A 23282-nucleotide genomic window follows, 5' to 3' on the forward strand; every position below is an offset into this window, starting at 1 on the left:
TTTTTTATCTCGCAAAGGCTCAAAGTTTTTCTTTTTTTAGTGTTGTTTTCTATAACAGTAAGTACTGAATACTGTGACTGCTTACTGAAAACTAATTTTTTAATAAATTTTCTTCCCTTTTTTCAGCCATTTACTCCAATCTTTATTGAAAGTATGTACTTTTTCTGTGTTACTTCCTAAAGTGTCAATAACTTGATGATCCTTGTTTTTCCATTCAAAAATCCCTCCGTATAAATTAAAAACATTGGTGTAACCTTCTTTAATCAATTTATCTGCAACAATTTCAGAACGAATCCCTAGAGAACAATACACCACAATCTTCGCGTTTTTGTCTGTTGGAAGTTTCGCTATAGTTTGTGCTATCTCAAAATGATCAAAACCAACAAGAATTGCATCTTCTAAATGACTTACTTTAAATTCCTTTTCTTCTCTTGCATCTAATAAAATAGCTTTTGTTGAAGCTAAACTATCTACAGAAATGTAAGGAACATTGTTCTTGTTGAATTTATTCAGCAGTTTATCTAGTTTCTTTTGCCCGAAAGAAACTGAACTTATCAGTATAAAAAGTAAAAGTATTTTTTTCATTATTAAGATTATTTTAAAGTTCTGTCATTACGAGGAAGAATGACGAAGTAATCCATTTTTTAATAGAAAGATTGCTTCATTTCTTCGCAATGACAACCAAATCTAGCAACATCCACCACCATCATAATGGAAAGTAGATTCTGAAAAATAAATATCATCTCTTCCTAAAGCTTGTAATTGAGCTGTAGTTTTATCACAAATAGCTAATGGTTGATTTTTTAATAAAGTATGACCTAAACCGTCATCAAAATAATCTTCATCACCATAATAAATGGCAGCTCGTCCTGTAAAAATACAAGGTCCATCTGCTGGCATTGGATCTTTAATTGCAGCAACTTCTATAGATTCGATATAAATTAATTCGTCTGTTGGGTAATTCTTCGGATCTAAGATTCTGTATGGTTTTCTGGCTCTAATTTCAATCGTTCCAAAACCTGCATCAGTTAACGCTTTTACATAATCTGCAATTGATAAACTTCCACTTAAACACAAAGCACGTAAACGTTCGTCATTACGTAATTCATCATTCATTGGTTGCTCACAAGTAGGATCACTCATGACCAATTTTCCATGAGGTTTTAAGACTCTATACATTTCTTCAATCGCTTTTTTCAAATCATCAGATTTAAAAATATTGAATAAACAGTTTTGAGCAGCAACATCAATAGAATTACTTTCTACAGGTAAATCCATTGCATCACCTTTTCGTAAATCAACAAAATCACTTTTAAACCAATCATTTTGTTCTTCAGCTTCTTTAAAGTTTTTACGAGAAGCTTCTAACATCTCATCCACAACATCTAAACCAATAACGCCGCCTTTATTTCTATTGAAATAAGCAAATTGAAGTAACTCCATTCCACCACCAACACCAACGTATAACATTTTTGGATTGTTGGTTAAATCTCTAGCATGCACTGTAGAACCACAACCGTAATTCATTTCTTGCATAATTCTAGGAATCTTTAAACCTGGTAATTCCCAAATAGGATTTGTAGTACAACACAAGCCAACATCTGGTGTTAAAGCTGCTTCTTTATATACATTATGTGTAGTTTCTAAATAACTCATATTCTTATATTTTTGTTTTCCTGCAAGGTTTTTGAAACCTTGTAGGTGTATTTTAAAAGTATTCTTTTTTAATACCTACTAGGAATCCTCATTCTTCGGAAATACCTTGCAGGAAAAAATTATGCGACAACTCCTTGACAGCTACTTCCTGCGCCAGCAGTACAACCATAACAATGCTGATTTATAATAATATTTCTGTCTTGCAACAATTCTTCATTATATTCAGAAATGTGTTTTACTTTACTGGCAACTTTTAAATTTAGCATCTGATTAAAATCACAATCATATAAATAACCTTCCCAATTTACAGAAAGTGTATTTGTACACATTACATTTTCTACAGCTGCAGGATTATAAGCTTCCACTAAATTATACATATAATCTTCGTAGTTTTCTGATGCAATTAAATAATCTAAAAATCGGCTAATTGGTAAATTAGTAATTGCAAAAAGACTGTGAAAATCGATGTTAAATTCAGATTTTAAAGCTTTCTTAAAATCATTTTCTAACGCCATTTGATCTCCTGGTAAAAATGCACCTGAAGGATTATAAACCAAATCTAGTTTTAAACCAGAACCTTCTAAACCATAACCAACAGCATTTAATTCTTGCAAGGCTTTTATAGATTTATCAAAAACGCCATCTCCACGTTGTTTGTCTGTTTTTCCACGCGTCCAATGTGGCATTGATGAAACTACGTGTACATTGTGTTTTTTGAAGAATTGAGGTAAATCGTGGTATTTTTTATTGGCTCTAATAATTGTTAAGTTAGAACGAACAATAAAATCTTTAATTCCGGCTTTTGATGCTTCTTCTACAAACCATCTAAAATTAGGGTTCATTTCTGGAGCGCCACCTGTTAAATCCAAAGTGTGTGCTTCCGTTTTTTTGATAACTTCTAAGCATTCATTCATTGTTTCCAATGTCATGATTTCTTTTCTATCAGGACCAGCATCTACATGACAATGCGAACAAACTTGATTACACATGTATCCCAAGTTTATCTGTAAAATTTCTAGTTTTTTAGGACGTAAAGGAAACTGATTTGTTTCTTTTAGTTTGTTTGCAAAAGTTGGTAATTCTCCATTCGCAAAAATTCCTTCAGAAAGAATTTCCATCTGACGAGAAGTATTTGCAATGTCGTTATTTCTTGCTTTTAGCGATTTTGTAGCCATTTTATAAGTTTACAGTTTACAGTTTACAGTCTCAGTTTACAGTAGACGCTTAACTGAATACTGTTGCTGAATACTGCTAACTATTATCCGTCAAGTTTGTTTACTTTATTCATCATTTGAACGCCATGTACCAAAGTTGCGCCACTTTTAATTGCAGCACCAACATGAATAGCTTCCATCATTTGTTCTTTTGTAATTCCACGTTGTAAAGTGTCTTTCGTGTATGCGTCAATACAATAAGGACATTGTTCTGTATGTGCAACAGCCAAAGCGATTAAAGATTTTTCACGAGCAGTTAAAGCCCCTTCTTCAAATACTTTTCCATAATAGTCAAAAAACTTGTTTCCAAGTTCTTCATTCCACTCAGTTATTTTACCAAATTTTCTTAAATCGGCTGCGTCATAATAGTTTTTAGACATTGTTTTTTGTTATTTCAGATGAAAAATAAAGGTACTATTTTCCGTTTAAAGTCCAATCGTATTTTAGAAAACTAATTTTAGCTTTCGGACTAATTTTTGTTTCTGAATAGGTGTTTAAAAAGTCGATTACCGAACCTTTTTTTGTAAAATCACCTTTAAACCAATCAAAGATTGAAGAAATTTGAACTTTCTTTTTAGTGATTTTATTTCTTGATGTATCGTTCACAAAATCTTTCATTAAACGCATTAATTCTGCTTCTACGTTTTGTTCTGTAAAAGCATTGTTACCTAATTTAGGACAAGAACCTGAAGCACAATTTACACCAACGTGAATTTTAGGATCAGAAAAGTCTTTACGTAAAATTTGATGTTCTATATGATCTAAAGTATATGTTTTATTACCAACTTTAGCAAAAGGAATTTTCCAAGCAGTTTTTCCTCCTTCTTTAATATCCATAATACTTTTTAGTGGATAATTACCTAAAATTATTTTGATGGTATATGCGTTGTAAGCATTAATCCAAAAGGCTTTTTGTTTGTTTTCTGACCAAGATTTTTCTGGAGATGTTTTTTCTAAATAAGAAATGTAACTATCTAATTTAGCTTCGTCATTTTTGAATGATTTGTAATCTACAATTCCGTCTTTTGTAACGTGTTTTTGTAGTAAATCGTTAAAGATTGATGTTTGTGAATAACCTTGCGAAAAAGTAAGTAGTATTATAAGTGATAAAAGTATTTTTTTCATTTTATATAGTTTTCTAATTTTTTAGACGAAGGATTTTACTATTGATTACAAAAATAATTCCAAAAATTTAATTATTTTTTTTGTGCTATAAATGAAGGCTGATAAATATTAATATCCATTTTTAGTATTCTATTTGTTTATAAATAAGTTTAGCCCTGATTGAAGTGACATCCTTTTTGCTTTTTTGCAAAAAGATATAACGGAAAGCAGGAATTAGCTTCCAATAAAAATGATTATTTTTGCTGATAATAAAAAGAATAAACAACGATACAAATATACATTTTATGAAAGCATATATTTTTCCAGGTCAAGGAGCGCAATTCACAGGAATGGGATTGGATTTATACGAAAAATCTGCATTGGCACAGGAATATTTTGAAAAAGCAAATAACATTTTAGGGTTCTCAATTACAGACATTATGTTTGAAGGAACTGCAGAACAATTAAAAGAAACAAAGGTTACACAACCTGCAATCTTTTTACATTCTGTAATTTTAGCGAAGGTTTTAGGTGACGATTTTAAACCAGAAATGGTTGCAGGACACTCTTTAGGAGAATTATCTGCTTTAGTTGCAAATGGAGTTTTAACTTTTGAAGATGGATTAACATTGGTTTCTAAACGTGCTTTGGCAATGCAAAAAGCGTGTGAAGCTGCACCTTCTACAATGGCTGCAGTTTTAGGTTTAGCAGACAATATTGTTGAAGAAACGTGTGCTGAAATTGATGGAGTAGTAGTTGCTGCAAATTACAACTGCCCAGGTCAATTAGTAATTTCGGGTGAAATTTCTGCTGTTGAAAAAGCGTGTGAGGTTTTAACTGAAAAAGGAGCAAGAAGAGCTTTATTATTACCTGTTGGTGGTGCATTTCATTCACCAATGATGGAACCTGCAAGAGAAGAGTTAGCTGCTGCAATTGAAGCAACTACTTTTAGTAAGCCAACTTGTGCTGTGTATCAAAATGTAGTTGCAAAGGCAGTTACAAACCCTGATGAAATTAAAGAAAATTTAATTGCGCAATTAACTGCGCCAGTAAGATGGACGCAATGTATACAAGCAATGATTGCTGATGGTGGAACTGAATTTATTGAAGTTGGACCTGGTAAAGTTTTACAAGGTTTAATGCGTAAAATAGATAGAAGTGTTGCTGCAAGTGGCGCAAGTTTACCTGAATAAATTTTAATAAATTATTTATAAATTAAAAAACGAACTCGTGAGAGTTCGTTTTTTTTATGGGGAATTTGTGGTTTTGTTGACGGCCAGTATAAGAAACTTAGGACAGGCGATAAGCACTTTCGTTTCGGATTATAATTTAGCTAAATATAAAACTTTGTGCTTTTATTATTCCCCTAAATGCCAAATTTTATATTTGACGGACTTTTTATACATTGTTGTGTTTTCGGACTTTTTTTTTGTTATTACAGATATTATATATATATTTGTATTCGGATTGGGCATTTCCCGGTCGGCACTTTTCCTCGGTCTACACCGGGGATTTTGTTTTTATGGGAATATTTTATACCCATATTTTTTATTTTCAATTATATCATAAGCTTTATTTAATTGTACTGGCTTTAAGTACTTTAACCCAATTGGTCTCGCTGTTAGGTCAGCTAATTGTAATCCACTAGAATTAGTTTTTTTATCAGCTATTAAAAACTTATATATCATTTTACCAAAGTTTATATTCTTATATCCAAACTGTTCATTTTCAGTACAAATTCTTAAAAACTCTAGTTCTAAATCTTTATCTTCATTATTTCCTCTTTTTTCAAAAATTAAAGAAATTTCTTTCCCTTCCTGACCATTAAATAGTAATAACTCATTAAGTTTCTCTAAACCAAAACGTAAGCCTAAATGATACGGATTAAATGGTTTGTTATATTTAGCTTTAAGATTTCTTTTGTCAATAACAATTGGTACAATCTTAAATGGTATGTCTTCTATGATTTTTGATAAATCTGTCATAAAGTTTTCCCTCAGTTCTCTATCTGTTCGTAAAAACTTAAAAGGTTCTTTATTTTTTCTGATATCTATTTCGTGTAAAACTATTTGGTCGTGACCAAAGTATTTAAATTTAAAACGTTGAAGTTCAGGAACAGCCTTTTCTATATAATCAGATATTTTAAAACAACAAAAAGTCAAAACAAATATTGGGTAGTTTGTGTCTATGTTTTTTAACCCGTGGTCTCCTGATTCATCAACATAAACAATATAATTTCCTTTCTCTGTCATAAACTTTAATTAATTTAGTGGTTTTTGTATGAACACAACTATATGAATATAAGATCGTTTCAATGTTTTATATTCGAAGTTAACGAAGTTAGGTTTTTAAAAATTTAGAAACTAACTAAATTATTTTTTTGATTTAGATTTTTTTAAAGTGAAATTGAATTATTAATTTTTTTAAATGGATTCATAATTCTTTCCTTGCCAAGTATCTACATCAATCATTTTTTGATCAATTTTAGAAACAATTTCAAAGTTTTTAAGACCGTTCCATTTTGGCGCTATTAATAAATCAGCAGGAGCTTGACTTATAAAACGTTCTATAATAATATTTGGTCTTAATAAAGAAACGAATTCAGAAATAAATTCTATGTATTTTTCAATTGTGAAAAGATCAAAATCTTCTGGGTTTTTTCTGTATTGAGATGCCATTATAGATTGTTTTACAATCTGTAAATGATGTAATTTTAAAGTGTCTATTGGTAGTTTAGAAACTTCAATTGCGTGGTTTAATAAATCTTGTTTCGTTTCTCCAGGTAATCCCATAATTAAATGAGCGCCTAATTTAATTCCTTTGTTTTTACATTTTTCATAAGTAGCAATTGTGTCTTCGTACGTATGACATCTGTTTACTTTTTTTAATGTACTGTTTAAGGTGCTTTCAATACCAAACTCAAGAGAAACAAAATGTTTTTTTGATAATAAGGATAGATAATCAATAATTTCATCTTCAATACAATCTGGTCTTGTACCTATAACTAATCCGATAACATTTGGCACGCTTAAAGCTTCATCATACATTCTTTTTAAGGATTCAAAATCAGAATATGTATTTGTATATGCTTGAAAATAGGCTAAATATTTTTGCGATTTGTATTTTGTAGAAAACCTAGAAATACCTTCTTCTAATTGTTGCTTTATACCTTTTTGAGGTTCACAATAATCTGGGTTAAAAGTATTATTGTTACAATACGTACAACCTCCAAAGCCTTTAGAACCATCTCTGTTTGGGCAAGAGAAGCCAATATCTAATGATATTTTTTGTACTCTTTCTCCAAAAGTAGATTTAATAAATGAAGAATAGTCTAAATATCGTTTTCCTGAAATTTTCATTAAAGTAAGGGTAAGAAATTGTATAAATTAATTGTTCGTTAAAGAATGGATTCATTCTAAAAAAAAACTCCAATCTTTAAAGATTGGAGTTTTTGTAGTTGTAAAAACTTATTTTTGAGCTTGTTGCCATTTCCATGCAGATGCTAAAGCTTCATCTAAAGATTTTTCTGTTTTCCAGTTTAATTCTTTATTAGCAATAGTTGTATCTGCAAAGGCAGCTGTAATATCTCCTTCACGTCTTCCAACGATCTTATAATTTAAAGGTTTTCCAGATGCTTTTTCAAAAGCTTTAATAACTTCTAAAACAGAACTTCCTGTTCCAGAACCAACATTGAAAAACTCAAAATTTTGTTTGTTGTTTTTGTTGATCAATCTTTGTAAAGCAGCAATATGAGCTTTCGCTAAATCTACTACGTGAATGTAATCACGAACAGCAGTTCCATCTGCAGTATCATAATCATCACCAAAAACAGATAACTCATCACGCATTCCAGCAGCAGTTTGAGTTACAAAAGGAATTAAATTTTGAGGAACTCCTAAAGGTAATTCTCCAATTTTAATTGTTGGATGCGCTCCAATTGGATTAAAGTACCTTAAAGCAATAATGTTTAAATCATGTGCTTTACTAGCGTCTCTTAAGATTTCTTCACCAATTTGTTTCGTATTTCCATAAACAGATTCAGCTGTTTTTACTGGCGCTTTTTCTGTAATAGGTAATTCATCTGCTTGACCATAAACAGTACAAGAAGAAGAGAAAATAAAGTTATCTAACTTTCTATCTCTCATTTCTTGTAGTAAGTATACTAAAGTCCCTAAATTATTTTCATAATAATCTAAAGGTTTGTGCATACTTTCTCCAACAGCTTTAAAAGCAGCAAAATGGATTATTCCATCAACTTTATTGTTTTCGAAAAAGTTTTTTACTTCACTTTTAACTCTTAAATCAATTTGATGAAATTCTGGTTTTGTTCCTGTAATTTCTGTAATTTTATCTAAAACACCAATAGAGGTATTTGATAAATCATCAATAATTACAACTTCAAAACCTTCGTTTTGTAATTCTACAACTGTATGAGAACCAATAAAACCTAATCCTCCTGTTACTAATATCTTTTTCATTGTGTTGTCTTAGTTAACGAAATCTAAAATCGTTTTTGTTATAAATGTTAATTGTTCGTTGTCTAACTCAGTATGCATTGGTAAAGAAATTACTGTTTTTATCAACCCGTTTGTTACAGGGAAATCACTTTCTTTATAACGAGCATCTACATATGCTTTTTGAGAATGTAGTGCTACTGGGTAGTAAATGGCATTTGGAATTCCTTGTTCTAGCAAATGCTTGTGTAAATCATCTCTTTTACCGTTTGTTATTTGTAAAGTATATTGATGAAAAACGTGGCAATCGCAAGTGTCACAGATTTCTCCACAAGCACTAGATTTTGGTGTAATAATATGTTCTGATACAGATAATGCTTTGTTGTAAAAACGAGCGGCATTTCTTCTTGCATCACAATAGCTGTCTAAAAGAGGAAGTTTGGCTTTTAAAACTCCTGCTTGAATAGAATCTAAACGAGAATTTACACCAACCACATCATGATAATAACGTGTATACATTCCGTGATTTACAATTCCACGAATGGTATGTGCTAATTTATCATCATTTGTAAAAATTGCTCCACCATCTCCATAACAACCTAAGTTTTTAGAAGGAAAAAAAGAAGTTGTACCTACATTACCTATAGTTCCTGCTTTCTTTTTTGTTCCGTCTTTAAAAGTGTAATCTGCACCAATTGCTTGGGCATTATCTTCAATAACAAAAAGATTATGTTCTTTTGCAATTTCCATAACAGCATCCATATTTGCAACTTGTCCAAATAAATGAACAGGAACAATTGCTTTTGTTTTGGGAGTAATTGCTCTTTTTAAAGCTTCAATATCGATATTATAAGTTTCTGCATCAACATCTACTAAAACCGGTGTTAATTTTAATAAAGCAATAACTTCTACTGTTGCAGCAAAAGTAAAATCCGCAGTAATTACTTCGTCACCTTGTTCTAAACCTAAACCCATCATTGCTATTTGCAATGCATCGGTTCCGTTTGCACAAGGAATTACGTGTTTTACATCTAAGTATTTTTCTAAATCTGCTTGAAACTCATGTACTAGAGGTCCATTTATATAAGCTGAAGTATTTAAAACCTGCTCAATAGAGGTATTTACCGCTTCTTTTATTTGTTGATATTGACCTTGTAGGTCAACCATTTGAATTTTTTTCATATAAAAAATTTTGCTGACCAAAAATACAAAATGTCTTTCATTTTCTATGTAATTATCCGTAAATAATATTTCTGTTATCTTTGAAAAAACTCAATTTTTATGAAGCTTTTAGTCCGTTCGTTAAGAATTCTATTAATTCTTGCAATATTGATATTTATTTGTGGCTGGTTATACTCTAAAACGTATCAACCAAATTATTCTGGTGAATTAGAAATTAAAAATATTTCTGAAGAAGTAACCGTTTATTTTGATGATATTGGCGTGCCTCATATAAATGCTCAAAATCAAAAAGATGCTTATGTTGCTTTAGGATATTTACATGCTCAAGACCGATTGTGGCAAATGGAATTGATGAGAAGAATTGCTGCAGGAAGGTTGTCGGAAATTTTCGGAAAAGATTTGGTAAGAGTCGATCAGTTTTTTGGAGGATTAGGAATTGAAGAGGCTGCAGAAAAAACCATTGTCAGTTTAGATACAACCACTGAAGCTTATGTTTTAACGCAAGCTTATTTAGATGGCGTAAATCAATTTATTGAAGAAGGAAAAACGCCTTTAGAGTTTACTTTGGTAGGAGTAAAGAAAGAAAAATATACGATAAAAGATATTTATAATGTTTTTGGTTACATGTCTTTTAGTTTTGCGGTTGCTCACAAAACGGATCCTTTATTAACAGAAATTAAAGAGAAATTAGGCGGTTCTTATTTAAAAGAATTGTTAAGTTCTTATAGTGAGAATTTAACGATTAATAGAACGAGTATTCCTGATAAAGTTGATTTTGTTTTTTCTAATGCTGTAAGTTCTATTATGGATGATTTACCAGTTTCTCCGTTTATTGGAAGTAATTCTTGGGTAATTGCTCCTGAAAAAACGAAGAACGGAAAAGTGATTTTTGCAAACGATCCACATATTGAGTATTCTCAGCCTTCAGTTTGGTATCAAAATCATATAAAAACACCCGATTTTGAAATCTACGGATTTAATATTGCATTGATGCCATTTCCTTTATTGGGTCATAATCGAGAATACGCTTATGGATTGACAATGTTGGCAAATGATGATTTAAATTTTTATGTTGAAGAAAATAATCCAGCCAATTCTTTAGAGTATAAAACGCCTGATGGTTATAATACTTATGAATTAAGAGATAAAACAATTCATGTGAAAAATGAAATAGATACTTCTTTTCAAGTAAAAGTAAGTAAACATGGTCCTATAATGAACGGTTTAATAGAGCACGTTATAGATGAAAGACCAATTGCAATGAATTGGATTTATACGCAGTTACCAAATGAAATGTTAGAAGTTTCTTATGGAATTTCTCATTCCAGTTCAATGAATGATTTTAAAAGTTCTGTTGCAAGAATTCATGCACCAGGTTTAAATGTAATGTATGGAGATGCAGAAGATAATGTAGCTTGGTTTTCATCTGCTAGATTATATCAATTAAGGGATAGTTTGTCTTCAAAAACATATTTAGATGGTGCTTCAGGAAATGATGAAATTATTGAATATTTACCTTTTGAGGAAAATCCACAAGCGATAAACCCTAGTTGGAATTATGTGTATTCAGCAAACAATCAAGTAGATTCTGTAAGAGGAAAGTTGTATCCTGGATATTATCAACCACAAGACAGAGCTAAAAGAATTTTAGAGTTATTAGATAAGAATGATCATTTTACGAAAGAAGATGTTGCTGAAATGATTTATGATGTAAAATCATCTACAGTTTCTGAAATAAGTAAAGGATTATTAAAAAGTGTAGATAGATCAGAGTTAACAGCATCAGAAAAAAAAGCTTTTTCAATTTTAGAAAATTGGGATGGAACGTATTTAAAAACGTCTGTTGGACCAACAATTTACAATCGCTTTTTATATGATTTTCTAAAAGCAACCTACAAAGATGAATTAGGTGATGGTTTCGAATTATTTATCAATTCGCAATTGCAAGATCAAGTATTGCCGAATCAAATCAATAGAAATAATTCTGTTTGGTGGGATAATATTTTGACAAAAGATAAAATTGAAACAAGAAATGATGTTACTCAAATGTCATTTAAAAGTTCCATTTCATTTTTACAAAATCAACTAGGAGAAAATATAGATGATTGGACTTGGAATAGAGTTCTTTCTGTAGAGTATGAACACGCAATAGGGAAAGCTGGAGGCTTGTTGCGTAAATTTTTTAATGTTGGTCCTTTTGAAACTATTGGAGGAAATGAGGTAATTAACAATCAAATTTTTAAATTAGATAGCACAGGTTATTATAAGGTAAATGCAGGTCCATCAACAAGAAGAATTATAGATTTTTCTGATGTTGAAAATAGTTTAGCAATTATACCAACAGGTCAATCTGGAAATGTGTTTAGTGAGTATTATAAAGACCAAACTCAAAAATATCTAGATGGCGAGTTTGTTAAGATGAGACTGAATCAGTCAGATATTGAATCAAGTGAAAACGTTTTGATTTTGAAACCTAAGGAGTAGTTTTATTTTTTAATTAATTATTAAAGAAAAAACTGAAATTATAATTCCTAAAATTACAAATGTAATAATCATATTATTGAAGCTGTGTCCATGAGTATCAAAATGATCTTTTGATTTTTCTGGGCCAAAGACATATTCATTGTATGTGAATTTTGGTTTATTAAAAAGTGTTCTCCAGATTGATCCGTAAATCCATCTAATTGTTCCTCCAAAATAATTACATAATAACCAAAGTAATCCAATACCAAAAAACTCTTCCATAATTAATTAAACCTCCTTATAAACTTCACTAAAAGGAATTCTAAAACGTTCGCCATAAACACCTTCAGGTTTTCTAATTCCGCAAGAAACAATCATGTTTATTTCTGAGCCAAAAGGTAAACCTAGTAAATTTTTAATTCTCCAAGTGTCAGAGCCTTCCATTGGGCAAGTATCATAATTTTCTGCTGCCATAGAAAGCATAAAGTTTTGTGCAGCTAAACCACAAGTTTTATGAGCTACAATTCGCATATCACTTTTTCTAACTTCTCTGTATATTGGTTTAAAAAGTCCAACAATTAAAGTTATTAGGTATTTTAAAAAACCAAATATTCCTAAAAAATCAGCATATACAAAAGGAATGATTTTCCCGTAATAATTTCTTGCTATTTTTTCACGACTACTTTGTTCTGACTTTGGGTTGTTCTCACCAAAAACAGTATCCATATATGCTAAATTGGCTTTAGCTCTTTTTTTCCATAAATCTTTTCTGGTAACAAAAACCACTAATTGATCAGCAGTTTTTGCAGCATTTTGATTGAAGCAAAAAGGTGCAATTTTTTCAATAATATCTTTCGATGTGACGTGATAGAATTCCCATAATTGCATATTGCTACTATTGGGAGCTAAAGCAGCTTGTTGTATGCACTTTTTTACAATGCTTTTATCAATTGATTTTTCTGTATCATAAATTCTAACAGAACGTCTGTAATGTATCGCTTCAGAAACTGTCTTTTCTTCTTTTATCATTCTTGTTCTTTAAAATTTTAACTCCACTTTAATAAAGTGCGTAGTTTTTTCAATTTATCAGTGTAGGGAGCGTATCTAATTGTTAAGTCTAACCAATTACCTCTTGTAACAACACCTTTGCTATGAGAAAAAGTATCGAAAGTAAGTTTACCATGATAACCACCAATTCCACTTTCTCCAACACCACCAAAAGGCAATCTGTGATTTACAAAATGAACAGTTGTGTCATTAATAGTTCCTCCTCCAAAAGAATATTTTGCAATCATTTTTTTAGCGACATTTTTATCCGTAGAAAAAATATAGAAGGCTAGAGGTTTGTCGTATTTAGAGAGAATTGCCTCTATTTCTTTTTCAGATTCATAAGATAGTAAAGGAAGTATTGGTCCAAAAATTTCACCTTTCATTACTTCGCTATCTAAAGAAGGTTCGTCGATTAAAGTCGGAGAAATAAAACAATCTTCTTTGTTGGTTTTTCCGCCGATTAAGAAGTTTTCATTTTCTAACATTAAAGCAAGTCTGTTAAAGTTTTTTGTATTTACAATTCTTGGAAAATCTGCTGAGGTTTCAGGGTTTTCTCCATAAGCTTTTCTTAATTCGATTTTAAAGCAATTAACAAATTCTTCTTTTTTTGATTTGTGTATCAGTAAGTAATCTGGTGCAATACAAGTTTGTCCTCCGTTAATAAACTTTCCCCAAACAATTCTTTTTGCGGCTAATTTAATGTTGGCGGTTTCATCAACAATACAAGGGCTTTTTCCTCCTAATTCTAAAGTAACAGGTGTCAGGAATTCTGCAGCAGCTTTGGCTACAATTTTTCCTACAGGAACACTTCCTGTAAAGAAAATATAATCCCAACGTTGTGCTAATAATTCTTTAGAAACTTCGACGCCACCTTCAATAACAGCAACTTGTTTATTATCAAAAACAGCTTCAATTATTTCTTTGGTAATTGCGCTTGTGTGTGGTGTAAGTTCAGATGGTTTTAAAACAACTGTGTTTCCTGCTGCAATTGCGCCAATTAATGGAGCGAAAGCTAATTGATGAGGATAATTCCAAGGAGAAATTATTAAAACCGTTCCATAAGGTTCTTTGTATATTTTTGCTGAAGATGGAAAGTTTAAAAGTGATGGTAAAACGCCTTTTGGTTTTGCCCATGAACTTAGTTTATTGATTGTCATTTTTAATTCTGACAATACAATTGAGGTTTCTGTTAAAACGGCTTCGTATTCAGATTTTTTAAAATCATAATGCAACGCTTTTATAATGTCAGATTCTCTTTTTATAAGTTCGTTTTGCAGTTTTTTTAAGCACTCTTTTCTAAAAGAAATATCTTTTGTTTGTTGCGTTGAAAAGTGTTGTTTCTGTGATTGTAAAATGTTAAGGATATCCATAAAAAGAAATTAATTCTTTAAAGGTAATCATTAGTTACAAGCGTTCCAAATAACTTCTTTAGGTGTTGGTGCAGTAATATTAATTTCTTCTTTACTAACAGGGTGTGTAAATTGAATTTTTCGAGCATGTAAATGAATACTTCCATCTTTATTGCTTCTATCAAAACCGTACTTTAAATCACCTTTTATAGGACTTCCAATGTTAGATAATTGTGTTCTAATTTGATGATGTCTTCCTGTTTCTAAATCAATTTCAATTAAAGAATAATTGTCTAATTTTTTAATAACAGCATAATGAAGAATGGCTTTTTTACTGCCATCAATTTCTTTAGCGTATGCAGTAGATTTATTGTTTTTAGGATTCTTTCTTAAGAAGTTAATTAAGGTGTCTTTTTCTTTCTTCGGATGATTTTTTACAACAGCCCAATAAGTTTTGTTGATTGTTTTATCACGCAACATCTTATTAAGACGTTCTAAAGCTTTTGAAGTTCTTGCGAAAATTATAATTCCAGAAGTAGGTCTGTCTAATCGATGAACAACGCCTAAAAAAACTTCTCCAGGTTTATTGTATTTGTCTTTAATGTATTCTTTTACAACATCACTCAAAGGCTTGTCGCCAGTTTTATCACCTTGTGTAATATCGCCTGCGCGTTTGTTTACAATAACTATATGGTTGTCTTCAAATAAAACTTGTAAATTTTCTTTGGTAGAATGCATTAGATATTATTTAAAATCTTTTGCAACATCTTCATTAACACCATCAATAAAAGTTAAGAACTCTTCTCTTCCAAGTCCTGTAGAAGAAGACGTAATAAATGATGTAGGAAGTGTTTCCCAAGTGTTTAATAATTTCTTTTTATAAGAAGTAATTTGTTTGTTAATTTTAGAACTTCCTAATTTGTCTGCTTTGGTAAAAACAATACAAAACGGAATGTGGTTTTCTCCTAAAAATTTCATGAATTCTAAATCAATTTTTTGAGGATCGTGTCTAGAATCAATTAAAACAAAAGTACAAACCAATTGCTCTCTTTCTTTAAAATAGTTTTCTATAAAAAACTGAAAAATAGTTCTTTTCTTTTTTGAAATTTTAGCATAACCATAACCAGGTAAATCTACTAAAAACCACTCATCATTTATTTTAAAATGATTAATTAGCTGAGTCTTTCCAGGTTTTCCAGAAGTTTTAGCTAGATCTTTTCGCTCCATTAACATATTAATTAATGAAGATTTACCAACATTAGAGCGTCCAATAAAAGCATACTCAGGCATTCTGTCTTTCGGAGCCTTAGTAACATTACTGTTGCTCATTATAAAGTCTGCAGATCTAATTTTCATTATATATAATAATAGGTTCTATATTTTTAATAGCTCTCTCGGTGAGAGTTATAGTTTTCTTGAAGTAAACCAGTCTTGAAGAATTTGATTAAATTCTTCAGGTTTTTCCATCATTGCAGCATGACCACATTTATCAATCCAAAACAAATTAGAGTTTGGTAATAATTTGTCAAAATCTTCAGCAACTTCTGGTGGCGTAACAACATCTTGTTTTCCCCAAATGATACAAGTTGGTTGTTTCATTTCTGGTAAGTCTTTCGCCATATTATGTCTAATAGCGCTTTTTGCAATTGCTAAAGTTCTAATAACAGAACTTCTATCATTTACAATTTCAAAAACATCATCTACCATTTCTTTTGTTCCAATTTCTGGATCGTAAAAAACACCTCTTGTTTTTTCTTTGATGTATTCATAGTTTCCTCTTTTAGGAAAACTATCACCCATAGCTTTTTCATACAAGCCAGAGCTTCCTGTTAAAACTAGAGCATTTACTTTATCTTGATAATGCTTTGTAAAATATAAACCTATATGACCACCTAGAGAATTTCCTACTAAGATAGTTTTGTCTATTTTTTTAAATTCCATAAACTCTTTTAAAAACTTAGCTAAGTTTTTAACATTTGTTTTTAAAAGAGGAAGTGTATATAAAGGAAGTTCTGGTATTAATACTTTATAACCATTGTTAGAAAAGTGATTAAAAGTGCCTTCAAAATTACTTAACGCACCCATTAATCCATGTAAAATAATGATTGTAGGTCCTTCTCCTGCCTCTGCGTATGTAAATTTTCCTTCAGTTTTTAACTTGTCAGTCATTGATTTGTCAATTCGCTTAATAGCAAATGTAATTCTTTTTTATGAGATAGATAACGTTTTTTACGCTGCCATTTTTTTTAAAAAAGCGAATCTAATCGCAATGAGTTGTTAACAAATACGTTATTTATTAACAATGTGGTAAAAAGTGGTAAAAAGTGGTAGAATTTATCTATTTTTGATTTCAATTAATAATTTTATAGAGTGATAAACCTAATTGGTACATATGAATGTAAATCAGATGCTAAGGGAAGATTGATGTTTTCATCAGCCTTCAAAAAGCAACTGTCTTCTGTATTACAAGATGGTTTTGTGGTAAAGAGAGCTGTTTTTCAGCCTTGTTTAGAGTTGTATCCGATAAGCGAGTGGAACTTGATGATGGAAAAAATCAACAAACTAAATAGGTTTAAAAAAAAGAATAATGATTTTATTCGAAGATTTACAGCAGGTGTAAAGATGGTGGAGTTAGATGCAACTGGAAGAATTTTAATTCCGAAAGATTTATTTGAATTCGCTGGTATAAAGAAACAGGTAGTAATGTCTTCGTCGGTAAATATTATTGAGATTTGGGATAAAGATAAATACGAAAAAGCTATTGATGATGCATCAGATGATTTTGCAGATTTAGCTGAAGAAGTAATGGGAAATACAGAATTAGATGAATTATCATAATCCAGTTTTATTGCAAGAGAGTATAGATGCCCTTTCTATTAAGGAAGATGGTGTTTATGTTGATGTTACGTTTGGTGGCGGAGGTCATTCAAGAGAAATTTTAAAAAGACTTGGGGAAAACGGTAAGTTGTTTGGTTTTGATCAAGATCCAGATGCTTTGGGTAATGTGATTGATGATGAACGCTTTGTTTTAATTCCTGAAAATTTTAGATATATCTCAAGGTTTTTGAGGTTTAATGGGGTTAGAAAAGTTGATGGTATTTTGGCTGATTTAGGTGTTTCTTCTCATCAATTTGATGAAGCGGAAAGAGGTTTTTCTACTCGTTTTGATGGTGATTTAGATATGAGAATGAATCAAAAATCTAAAGTATCGGCAAAAGAGATTGTTAATAAATATTCAGAAGAAAAGTTAGCTGAAATATTGTTTTTGTATGGTGAATTAAGAAATTCAAGAAATATTGCAAAAACGATTGTTGAAAAAAGAGCAGAAGAAAAAATAGATACAAGTTTTCAGTTAAGAAAAGTATTGCAAAAGTATTTGCCAAAAGCAAAAGAACATAAAATAATTGCACAAATATTTCAAGCAATTAGAATAGAAGTAAATGAAGAGTTAGATGTTTTAAAAGAGTTTTTAGAGCAGATTCCGAATTTATTAAAAGACGAAGGAAGATTAAGTGTAATCTCATATCACTCCTTAGAAGATAGGTTGGTAAAAAGATTTATAAGAACAGGATTGTTTAGTGGCGAGCCCGAGAAAGATTTTTTTGGAAACACAAGTGAACCGTTAAAGAAAGTTGGAAAGTTAATAGTACCTACCCCACAGGAAATTAAACTGAACAATAGGGCTCGCAGCGCTAAATTAAGAATCGCAACATTAAAAAAGTAGATGTCTAAAGTTAAAAAAGGAGTGTATGATTTTCTAAGAGGAAGTTTCCTTACGGATGAATCTGCTTTTAAAAACTGGCGAATTATCATTTTTGTAGTTGTGCTGTTGTTGATTATGATATCGAGTGCGCATAAAGCGGATAAGAAAGTAATTCAGATATCGAAACTGAATAAAAAGAAAAGAGAATTACGAGCTGAGTACGTTGATACTGGTACTATTTTAATGAGAATGAAAATGGAGTCTAGTATTAGAGAAAAAGCGAAAACACGAGGTTTAGAGCCTTTGAAGTCCCCTCCCAAAAAAATAAAAGTAACCATTAAAGATTAATAAAATTGGCAACTCACAAAAAAAGCATACTTACAAAGTTCTACTTGGTAGCAGCTTTTATGACGCTTTTTTTATTGGCAGTGGTGTTTCGTGTGTTTACGATTCAATATTCGGAAGGAGATAAGTATAGAAAATTATCTACAGAATTAACAATCAAACACGATACTATTTACGCTAATAAAGGAAATGTATATGCTGCGGATGGAAATCTGTTGGCTACATCTATGTCTAAATTTACAATTAGAATGGATGTTGTTGCTGTAGATGGAAATGTTTTTGAGAAAAATATTGCAGCATTATCTGTTGAGTTATCTAAGATGCTAGGAAGAACTTCTGGTTATTATCAAAGTAAATTAAGAAAAGCAAAAAAGAGACGAAATAGGTATTTATTAATTGCTAGAAATATTGGGTATACAGATTATCTAAAAATGAAGCAATTTCCTATTTTCAAAAAAGGAGTTTATAGAGGTGGGTTTATAGCAGAACATAAAACGGTTAGGTCGCATCCGATTGGTAAAATCGCAGAACGTACAATTGGTTATGATGACTTTAGAGGTGGAGCAGGTATTGAAGGTGCTTTTGCAGATTATATGCAAGGTAAGAATGGTTTGCGTCGGAAACAGAAAATTGCTAAAAACCAATGGAAGCCAATTAATGATGTAAATGAAAAAGAGCCTATTGATGGTCATGATATTATTACAACGATAGATGTTAATATTCAAGATATTACGCATCACGCTTTGTTAAGTAAGTTAGAATATTTTGAAGCAGATCATGGTTGTGCTGTGGTTATGGAAACTGCAACAGGAGAAATTAAAGCGATTTCTAATTTAGGAAGAACTTCTAAAGGAACTTATTACGAGAAAAGAAATTACGCGGTTTGGGAAAGTCATGAACCTGGTTCTACTTTTAAGTTAGCAAGTTTAATGGTTGCTTTAGATGATAAGGTAATTGATACTTCTACTGTTATTGATACGGAAAAAGGTCGAATTTATATTCATAATAGAAAAGTTGAAGATTCTCATAGAGGTGGTTATGGTAAGATTTCTGCAGCAAGAGTTTTTGAGGTTTCTTCAAATGTTGGAATCGTAAAAATTATTAAAAAACATTATGATAATAATCCACAAAAATATTATGATAAAATGGTGGAATATGGATTTACAAAGCCAATTGGGTTTCAAATACAAGGAGAAGGAAAGCCTTATGTGCCAAGTCCAAAAGATAAAAGTTGGAATAAGATTTCTTTAGAATGGATGTCTTGGGGTTACGGAGTTTCTGTAACGCCAATGCAAATATTGATGTTTTATAATGCTGTTGCTAATAATGGGGTAATGGTAAAACCAATGTTTATTAAAGAATTACGAAGACAAGATAAAACTGAAAAAGTTTTTGAGACTGAAATTGTAAATCAAAAAATAGCATCAGAGGAAACATTGAAGAAGTTAAGAAAAGTAATGGAAAATGTGGTTATAAAAGGAACTGCAAAAAACATTTATTCTTCCAATTTTTCTATGGCAGGAAAAACAGGAACTGCAAAAAAATACATTCCAAGAACTAAAGATAAAAATGGTGAATGGCAAGGTGGGTATTATTCAAGTAAACATTACGTAGCATCATTTGCCGGTTTTTTCCCTGCGGATAAACCAAAATACTCTTGCATTGTTGTAATTCATGATCCAAAGAAAGAAAAAGGATATTATGGAGCAACAGTTGCTGCGCCTATTTTTAAAGAAATTGCTCAAAAAATATATACAACAACTCCTGTAAACAATCAATCTGTAGATGATGAGGTGAAGTTTGCTTCGATTGAAAAACAGTTTGATAAATACAATAACCAACTTAATAAAGAGTATCAGAAGATTCCAAATGTTTACGGAATGTCCGGGATGGATGCGCTGTCTTTATTGGAGAATATTGGATTAAAAGTGAAGCTCACAGGTATGGGTAAGGTGAAATCTCAATCACTTAAAAAAGGAGAGGTGTTAGTTAAAGGTAGTACTATTATTTTAAAACTGTCATAAGCTGAAGAATTTAAAAGACATATTATATCAGGTTTCTATTAATCAAGTATTTGGACTTACAAATATTGAGATAAATAGTATTGTTTTCGATTCTAGAAAAGTTGGAGAAAATGATGTTTTTATTGCTCAAAAGGGAGTTACAGTTGATGGGCATTTATATATAGAGAAAGCAATTGGTTTAGGTGCTGTTGCAATTATATGTGAAGATTTTCCTGCGGATAAAAAAGAAGGAATTACATACGTTCAAGTTGCTGATGCAAATGTAGCTTTGGCTATTATGGCTTCTAACTTTTATGATAATCCGTCTAAAAAGTTACCTCTTGTTGGTGTAACGGGTACAAATGGAAAAACAACGATTGCATCACTTTTATATCAATTATTTAAAAAAGCAGGTTATAAAGTTGGTTTGTTATCAACTGTAAAAATTTTAGTTGATGAAACTGAGTTTAAAGCAACACATACAACTCCAGATTCTGTAACAATCAATTCGTATTTAGATAAGATGATTGATGCAGGTGTGGATTATTGTTTTATGGAAGTGAGTTCTCATGGGATTCATCAAAAAAGGACAGAAGGATTAACTTTTGCTGGAGGGATTTTCACCAATTTATCGCATGATCATTTAGATTATCATGAAACTTTTGCGGAATATAGAAATGTAAAAAAATCATTTTTTGACTCTTTGTCTAAGTCCGCTTTTGCGCTTACAAACATCGATGATAAAAATGGAAACTTCATGTTGCAAAACACGAAGGCAAAAAAGAAAACGTACGCTTTAAAAACATTAGCAGACTATAAAGCCAAAATTTTAGAAAAGCAATTTTCTGGAACGCTTTTAAAAATTAATGAAACAGAAGTTTGGACGAAGTTAATAGGTCAGTTTAATGCTTCTAATTTATTAGCAATTTTCGCGACAGCAGAATTGTTAGATTTAGAAAAGCTAGAAATATTAACAATTATAAGTCAGTTAGAAAACGTTAGTGGACGTTTTGAGTATGTTATTTCGGAAGACGGTGTTACGGCAATTGTAGATTATGCTCATACTCCAGATGCGTTAAAAAATGTATTGGAAACCATTAATGATATTAGAACTGGAAACGAAAAAGTAATTACAGTTGTCGGTTGTGGTGGAGATAGAGATAAAACAAAGAGACCAAAAATGGCGCACATTGCTTCGCAATTAAGTAATCAAGCAATTTTTACATCAGACAATCCTAGGACAGAAAACGCACAAACCATTTTAGATGAAATGGAAAATGGTGTAGCTGCTGTAAACTATAAAAAAACATTATCAATTTCAGATAGAAGACAAGCTATAAAAACTGCTTGTAAATTTTCTGAAAGTGGGGATATCATATTAATTGCAGGAAAAGGGCATGAGGATTATCAAGAAATAAATGGAGTTAGAGCTCATTTTGATGATTTAGAGGAAGTGAAGAATTGTTTCAATCAATTAAAAAAATAATTAAGAATGCTGTATTATTTATTCGAATATTTAGAAAGTCAATTTAGTTTTCCAGGAGCTAGTGTGTTTCAATTTATCACATTTAGAGCAGCTGCAGCATTTATTTTGTCTTTATTGATTTCTTCAATTTTTGGTAAGAGAATCATTAGTTTTTTACAAAGACAGCAAGTAGGTGAGTCTATTAGAGATTTAGGATTGGAAGGACAAATTCAAAAAGCTGGAACTCCTACAATGGGTGGAGTTATTATCATTTTAGCAACTTTGATTCCTGCTTTATTATTAGCGAAATTAGACAACGTTTATATAATCCTTTTAGTGATTACAACACTTTGGATGGGGTTAATTGGTTTTATAGACGATTACATAAAAGTATTCAAAAAAGACAAAGGAGGTTTAAGCGGTAAGTTTAAAGTTTTAGGTCAAGTTGGTTTAGGAATCATTGTAGGTTCTATGCTTTATTTTAATGATGGAGTTACTATAAAAGAACAATTACCAGTTGAGCAGCAAATAATAAATAAAGAAGGAAGAAGAATCGTTTTTGGTGATGCTCATAAGTCTACAAAAACAACCGTTCCGTTTTTTAAGAATAATGAATTAGACTACTCAAAAGCTTTCAGTTTTTTAGGAGATGGATATGAGAAGTATGGGTGGATCGTTTTTATTTTTATTACTGTCTTTATTGTAACGGGAGTTTCAAATGGAGCGAATTTAACTGATGGGATAGATGGTTTAGCAGCAGGTTCTTCAGCAATTATTGTAATAACACTAGCGCTTTTTGCGTGGGTTTCTGGTAATATTATTTTCGCTGATTATTTAGACGTAATGTATATACCAGATTCTGGAGAAATGACCGTTTTTATTCTTGCGTTTGCAGGAGCTTTAATTGGTTTTCTTTGGTACAATACGTATCCAGCACAAGTTTTTATGGGTGATACTGGTAGTTTAACAATTGGTGGAATTATAGCAGTTATTGCAATTGCAATTCGTAAAGAATTATTGCTTCCAATTTTAGCAGGAATCTTTGTAGTAGAAAATCTTTCAGTAATCATGCAAGTGTCTTGGTTTAAGTATACCAAAAAGAAATTTGGAGAAGGAAGAAGAGTTTTTAGAATGGCGCCTTTGCATCACCATTATCAAAAATTAAGCTATCACGAAAGTAAAATTGTAGTCCGATTTTGGATTGTAGGAATTATGTTGGCAGTATTGGCAATAGTTACTTTGAAATTGAGATAATAAAATGTCCATCTTAATCTTCCCGAAGGGAAGAGTTTGG

General features: G+C 31.0%; 23 protein-coding genes. 8 read left to right on the forward strand and 15 right to left on the reverse strand.

Annotation, left to right across the window (positions count from 1 at the left end; translation table 11 throughout):
- Positions 1 to 99: 99 nt before the first annotated feature.
- The 5 genes from BTO07_RS15345 to BTO07_RS15365 form a co-directional block, all read right to left on the reverse strand.
- Positions 100 to 585 carry a rhodanese-like domain-containing protein gene (locus BTO07_RS15345; protein WP_087522057.1) on the reverse strand — a complete coding sequence of 162 codons (486 nt, stop codon included), beginning with the start codon at positions 583 to 585 and terminating at the stop codon, positions 100 to 102.
- Between the two features lie 102 nt (positions 586 to 687).
- On the reverse strand, positions 688 to 1656 hold the full coding sequence (gene arsM / locus BTO07_RS15350) for an arsenosugar biosynthesis arsenite methyltransferase ArsM (protein ID WP_087522058.1): 969 nt from the start codon (positions 1654 to 1656) through the stop codon (positions 688 to 690).
- A gap of 119 nt (positions 1657 to 1775) precedes the next feature.
- Positions 1776 to 2831 (reverse strand): arsenosugar biosynthesis radical SAM (seleno)protein ArsS, encoded by a 1056-nt coding sequence (gene arsS, locus BTO07_RS15355; RefSeq protein WP_087522059.1) that lies wholly within the window; start codon positions 2829 to 2831, stop codon positions 1776 to 1778.
- An 83-nt stretch (positions 2832 to 2914) separates the two neighbouring features.
- A complete protein-coding gene (locus BTO07_RS15360) occupies positions 2915 to 3250 on the reverse strand; it encodes an arsenosugar biosynthesis-associated peroxidase-like protein (protein WP_087522060.1) in 336 nt (111 codons plus the stop codon).
- 34 nt (positions 3251 to 3284) lie between these two features.
- Positions 3285 to 3995 carry a DUF547 domain-containing protein gene (locus tag BTO07_RS15365; protein WP_087522061.1) on the reverse strand — a complete coding sequence of 237 codons (711 nt, stop codon included), beginning with the start codon at positions 3993 to 3995 and terminating at the stop codon, positions 3285 to 3287.
- Positions 3996 to 4279: 284 nt separating this feature from the next.
- Here BTO07_RS15365 and fabD point away from each other — a divergent pair, with 284 nt between their 5' ends.
- The gene (fabD, locus tag BTO07_RS15370; protein ID WP_087522062.1) at positions 4280 to 5167 is read left to right on the forward strand and encodes an ACP S-malonyltransferase; all 888 of its coding nucleotides are present in this window, start codon (positions 4280 to 4282) and stop codon (positions 5165 to 5167) included.
- 327 nt (positions 5168 to 5494) lie between these two features.
- On the opposite strand, the gene BTO07_RS15375 is transcribed toward fabD, so the two are convergent.
- The 4 genes from BTO07_RS15375 to BTO07_RS15390 form a co-directional block, all read right to left on the reverse strand.
- The gene (locus tag BTO07_RS15375) at positions 5495 to 6226 is read right to left on the reverse strand and encodes a DUF3800 domain-containing protein (protein ID WP_087522063.1); all 732 of its coding nucleotides are present in this window, start codon (positions 6224 to 6226) and stop codon (positions 5495 to 5497) included.
- A 171-nt stretch (positions 6227 to 6397) separates the two neighbouring features.
- Positions 6398 to 7333 (reverse strand): TIGR01212 family radical SAM protein, encoded by a 936-nt coding sequence (locus tag BTO07_RS15380; protein ID WP_087522064.1) that lies wholly within the window; start codon positions 7331 to 7333, stop codon positions 6398 to 6400.
- A 108-nt stretch (positions 7334 to 7441) separates the two neighbouring features.
- A complete protein-coding gene (galE, locus tag BTO07_RS15385) occupies positions 7442 to 8452 on the reverse strand; it encodes a UDP-glucose 4-epimerase GalE (protein ID WP_087522065.1) in 1011 nt (336 codons plus the stop codon).
- Positions 8453 to 8461: 9 nt separating this feature from the next.
- The gene (locus tag BTO07_RS15390) at positions 8462 to 9610 is read right to left on the reverse strand and encodes a DegT/DnrJ/EryC1/StrS family aminotransferase (RefSeq protein WP_087522066.1); all 1149 of its coding nucleotides are present in this window, start codon (positions 9608 to 9610) and stop codon (positions 8462 to 8464) included.
- A gap of 99 nt (positions 9611 to 9709) precedes the next feature.
- On the opposite strand from BTO07_RS15390, the gene BTO07_RS15395 reads away from it, so the two are divergent.
- On the forward strand, positions 9710 to 12094 hold the full coding sequence (locus BTO07_RS15395) for a penicillin acylase family protein (protein WP_087522067.1): 2385 nt from the start codon (positions 9710 to 9712) through the stop codon (positions 12092 to 12094).
- A gap of 9 nt (positions 12095 to 12103) precedes the next feature.
- On the opposite strand, the gene BTO07_RS15400 is transcribed toward BTO07_RS15395, so the two are convergent.
- From BTO07_RS15400 to BTO07_RS15425, 6 genes are read right to left on the reverse strand one after another with little or no spacing between them, the layout of a single operon-like run.
- The gene (locus tag BTO07_RS15400) at positions 12104 to 12355 is read right to left on the reverse strand and encodes a hypothetical protein (RefSeq protein ID WP_087522068.1); all 252 of its coding nucleotides are present in this window, start codon (positions 12353 to 12355) and stop codon (positions 12104 to 12106) included.
- 6 nt (positions 12356 to 12361) lie between these two features.
- Positions 12362 to 13099 carry a nitroreductase family protein gene (locus BTO07_RS15405; protein WP_232457124.1) on the reverse strand — a complete coding sequence of 246 codons (738 nt, stop codon included), beginning with the start codon at positions 13097 to 13099 and terminating at the stop codon, positions 12362 to 12364.
- A gap of 20 nt (positions 13100 to 13119) precedes the next feature.
- Positions 13120 to 14493, reverse strand: a complete 1374-nt coding sequence (locus BTO07_RS15410) for an aldehyde dehydrogenase (RefSeq protein ID WP_087522070.1) — start codon at positions 14491 to 14493, stop codon at positions 13120 to 13122.
- Between the two features lie 30 nt (positions 14494 to 14523).
- Positions 14524 to 15210, reverse strand: coding sequence for an RluA family pseudouridine synthase (locus BTO07_RS15415; RefSeq protein WP_087522071.1), 687 nt, complete (start codon positions 15208 to 15210; stop codon positions 14524 to 14526).
- 6 nt (positions 15211 to 15216) lie between these two features.
- Positions 15217 to 15828, reverse strand: a complete 612-nt coding sequence (gene yihA / locus BTO07_RS15420) for a ribosome biogenesis GTP-binding protein YihA/YsxC (RefSeq protein WP_087522072.1) — start codon at positions 15826 to 15828, stop codon at positions 15217 to 15219.
- A 48-nt stretch (positions 15829 to 15876) separates the two neighbouring features.
- Positions 15877 to 16641 (reverse strand): alpha/beta fold hydrolase, encoded by a 765-nt coding sequence (locus BTO07_RS15425; protein WP_087522073.1) that lies wholly within the window; start codon positions 16639 to 16641, stop codon positions 15877 to 15879.
- Positions 16642 to 16842: 201 nt separating this feature from the next.
- Between BTO07_RS15425 and mraZ the strand changes: the two genes are divergently transcribed.
- The 6 genes from mraZ to mraY are packed head-to-tail and all read left to right on the forward strand — an operon-like array spanning position 16843 to position 23242.
- On the forward strand, positions 16843 to 17310 hold the full coding sequence (gene mraZ / locus BTO07_RS15430; protein WP_087522074.1) for a division/cell wall cluster transcriptional repressor MraZ: 468 nt from the start codon (positions 16843 to 16845) through the stop codon (positions 17308 to 17310).
- Positions 17297 to 18196: a 16S rRNA (cytosine(1402)-N(4))-methyltransferase RsmH gene (gene rsmH / locus BTO07_RS15435; RefSeq protein WP_087522075.1), complete on the forward strand. Its 900-nt coding sequence runs from the start codon at positions 17297 to 17299 to the stop codon at positions 18194 to 18196. Before mraZ ends, rsmH begins: the two co-directional genes overlap by 14 nt.
- The gene (locus BTO07_RS15440; protein WP_087522076.1) at positions 18197 to 18523 is read left to right on the forward strand and encodes an FtsL-like putative cell division protein; all 327 of its coding nucleotides are present in this window, start codon (positions 18197 to 18199) and stop codon (positions 18521 to 18523) included. It abuts the gene before it with no gap.
- A 59-nt stretch (positions 18524 to 18582) separates the two neighbouring features.
- Positions 18583 to 20544 carry a penicillin-binding protein gene (locus tag BTO07_RS15445; RefSeq protein WP_087522077.1) on the forward strand — a complete coding sequence of 654 codons (1962 nt, stop codon included), beginning with the start codon at positions 18583 to 18585 and terminating at the stop codon, positions 20542 to 20544.
- A gap of 1 nt (position 20545) precedes the next feature.
- Entirely contained in the window at positions 20546 to 22009 is a 1464-nt protein-coding gene (locus BTO07_RS15450) for a UDP-N-acetylmuramoyl-L-alanyl-D-glutamate--2,6-diaminopimelate ligase (protein ID WP_087522078.1), read from the forward strand.
- A 6-nt stretch (positions 22010 to 22015) separates the two neighbouring features.
- Entirely contained in the window at positions 22016 to 23242 is a 1227-nt protein-coding gene (gene mraY, locus BTO07_RS15455) for a phospho-N-acetylmuramoyl-pentapeptide-transferase (protein ID WP_087522079.1), read from the forward strand.
- Positions 23243 to 23282: the final 40 nt, after the last annotated feature.

Source organism: Polaribacter sp. SA4-12 (genome assembly GCF_002163675.1).
GTDB lineage: Bacteria > Bacteroidota > Bacteroidia > Flavobacteriales > Flavobacteriaceae > Polaribacter.

What these genes read in the sequence shown, in the direction of transcription:
- BTO07_RS15345 (WP_087522057.1), bottom strand. Translation starts at nt 585, where the DNA reads ATGAAAAAAATACTTTTACTTTTTATACTGATAAGTTCAGTTTCTTTC.
- arsM (WP_087522058.1), bottom strand. Translation starts at nt 1,656, where the DNA reads ATGAGTTATTTAGAAACTACACATAATGTATATAAAGAAGCAGCTTTA.
- arsS (WP_087522059.1), bottom strand. Translation starts at nt 2,831, where the DNA reads ATGGCTACAAAATCGCTAAAAGCAAGAAATAACGACATTGCAAATACT.
- BTO07_RS15360 (WP_087522060.1), bottom strand. Translation starts at nt 3,250, where the DNA reads ATGTCTAAAAACTATTATGACGCAGCCGATTTAAGAAAATTTGGTAAA.
- BTO07_RS15365 (WP_087522061.1), bottom strand. Translation starts at nt 3,995, where the DNA reads ATGAAAAAAATACTTTTATCACTTATAATACTACTTACTTTTTCGCAA.
- fabD (WP_087522062.1), top strand. Translation starts at nt 4,280, where the DNA reads ATGAAAGCATATATTTTTCCAGGTCAAGGAGCGCAATTCACAGGAATG.
- BTO07_RS15375 (WP_087522063.1), bottom strand. Translation starts at nt 6,226, where the DNA reads ATGACAGAGAAAGGAAATTATATTGTTTATGTTGATGAATCAGGAGAC.
- BTO07_RS15380 (WP_087522064.1), bottom strand. Translation starts at nt 7,333, where the DNA reads ATGAAAATTTCAGGAAAACGATATTTAGACTATTCTTCATTTATTAAA.
- galE (WP_087522065.1), bottom strand. Translation starts at nt 8,452, where the DNA reads ATGAAAAAGATATTAGTAACAGGAGGATTAGGTTTTATTGGTTCTCAT.
- BTO07_RS15390 (WP_087522066.1), bottom strand. Translation starts at nt 9,610, where the DNA reads ATGAAAAAAATTCAAATGGTTGACCTACAAGGTCAATATCAACAAATA.
- BTO07_RS15395 (WP_087522067.1), top strand. Translation starts at nt 9,710, where the DNA reads ATGAAGCTTTTAGTCCGTTCGTTAAGAATTCTATTAATTCTTGCAATA.
- BTO07_RS15400 (WP_087522068.1), bottom strand. Translation starts at nt 12,355, where the DNA reads ATGGAAGAGTTTTTTGGTATTGGATTACTTTGGTTATTATGTAATTAT.
- BTO07_RS15410 (WP_087522070.1), bottom strand. Translation starts at nt 14,493, where the DNA reads ATGGATATCCTTAACATTTTACAATCACAGAAACAACACTTTTCAACG.
- BTO07_RS15415 (WP_087522071.1), bottom strand. Translation starts at nt 15,210, where the DNA reads ATGCATTCTACCAAAGAAAATTTACAAGTTTTATTTGAAGACAACCAT.
- yihA (WP_087522072.1), bottom strand. Translation starts at nt 15,828, where the DNA reads ATGAAAATTAGATCTGCAGACTTTATAATGAGCAACAGTAATGTTACT.
- BTO07_RS15425 (WP_087522073.1), bottom strand. Translation starts at nt 16,641, where the DNA reads ATGACTGACAAGTTAAAAACTGAAGGAAAATTTACATACGCAGAGGCA.
- rsmH (WP_087522075.1), top strand. Translation starts at nt 17,297, where the DNA reads ATGAATTATCATAATCCAGTTTTATTGCAAGAGAGTATAGATGCCCTT.
- BTO07_RS15440 (WP_087522076.1), top strand. Translation starts at nt 18,197, where the DNA reads ATGTCTAAAGTTAAAAAAGGAGTGTATGATTTTCTAAGAGGAAGTTTC.
- BTO07_RS15445 (WP_087522077.1), top strand. Translation starts at nt 18,583, where the DNA reads ATGACGCTTTTTTTATTGGCAGTGGTGTTTCGTGTGTTTACGATTCAA.
- mraY (WP_087522079.1), top strand. Translation starts at nt 22,016, where the DNA reads ATGCTGTATTATTTATTCGAATATTTAGAAAGTCAATTTAGTTTTCCA.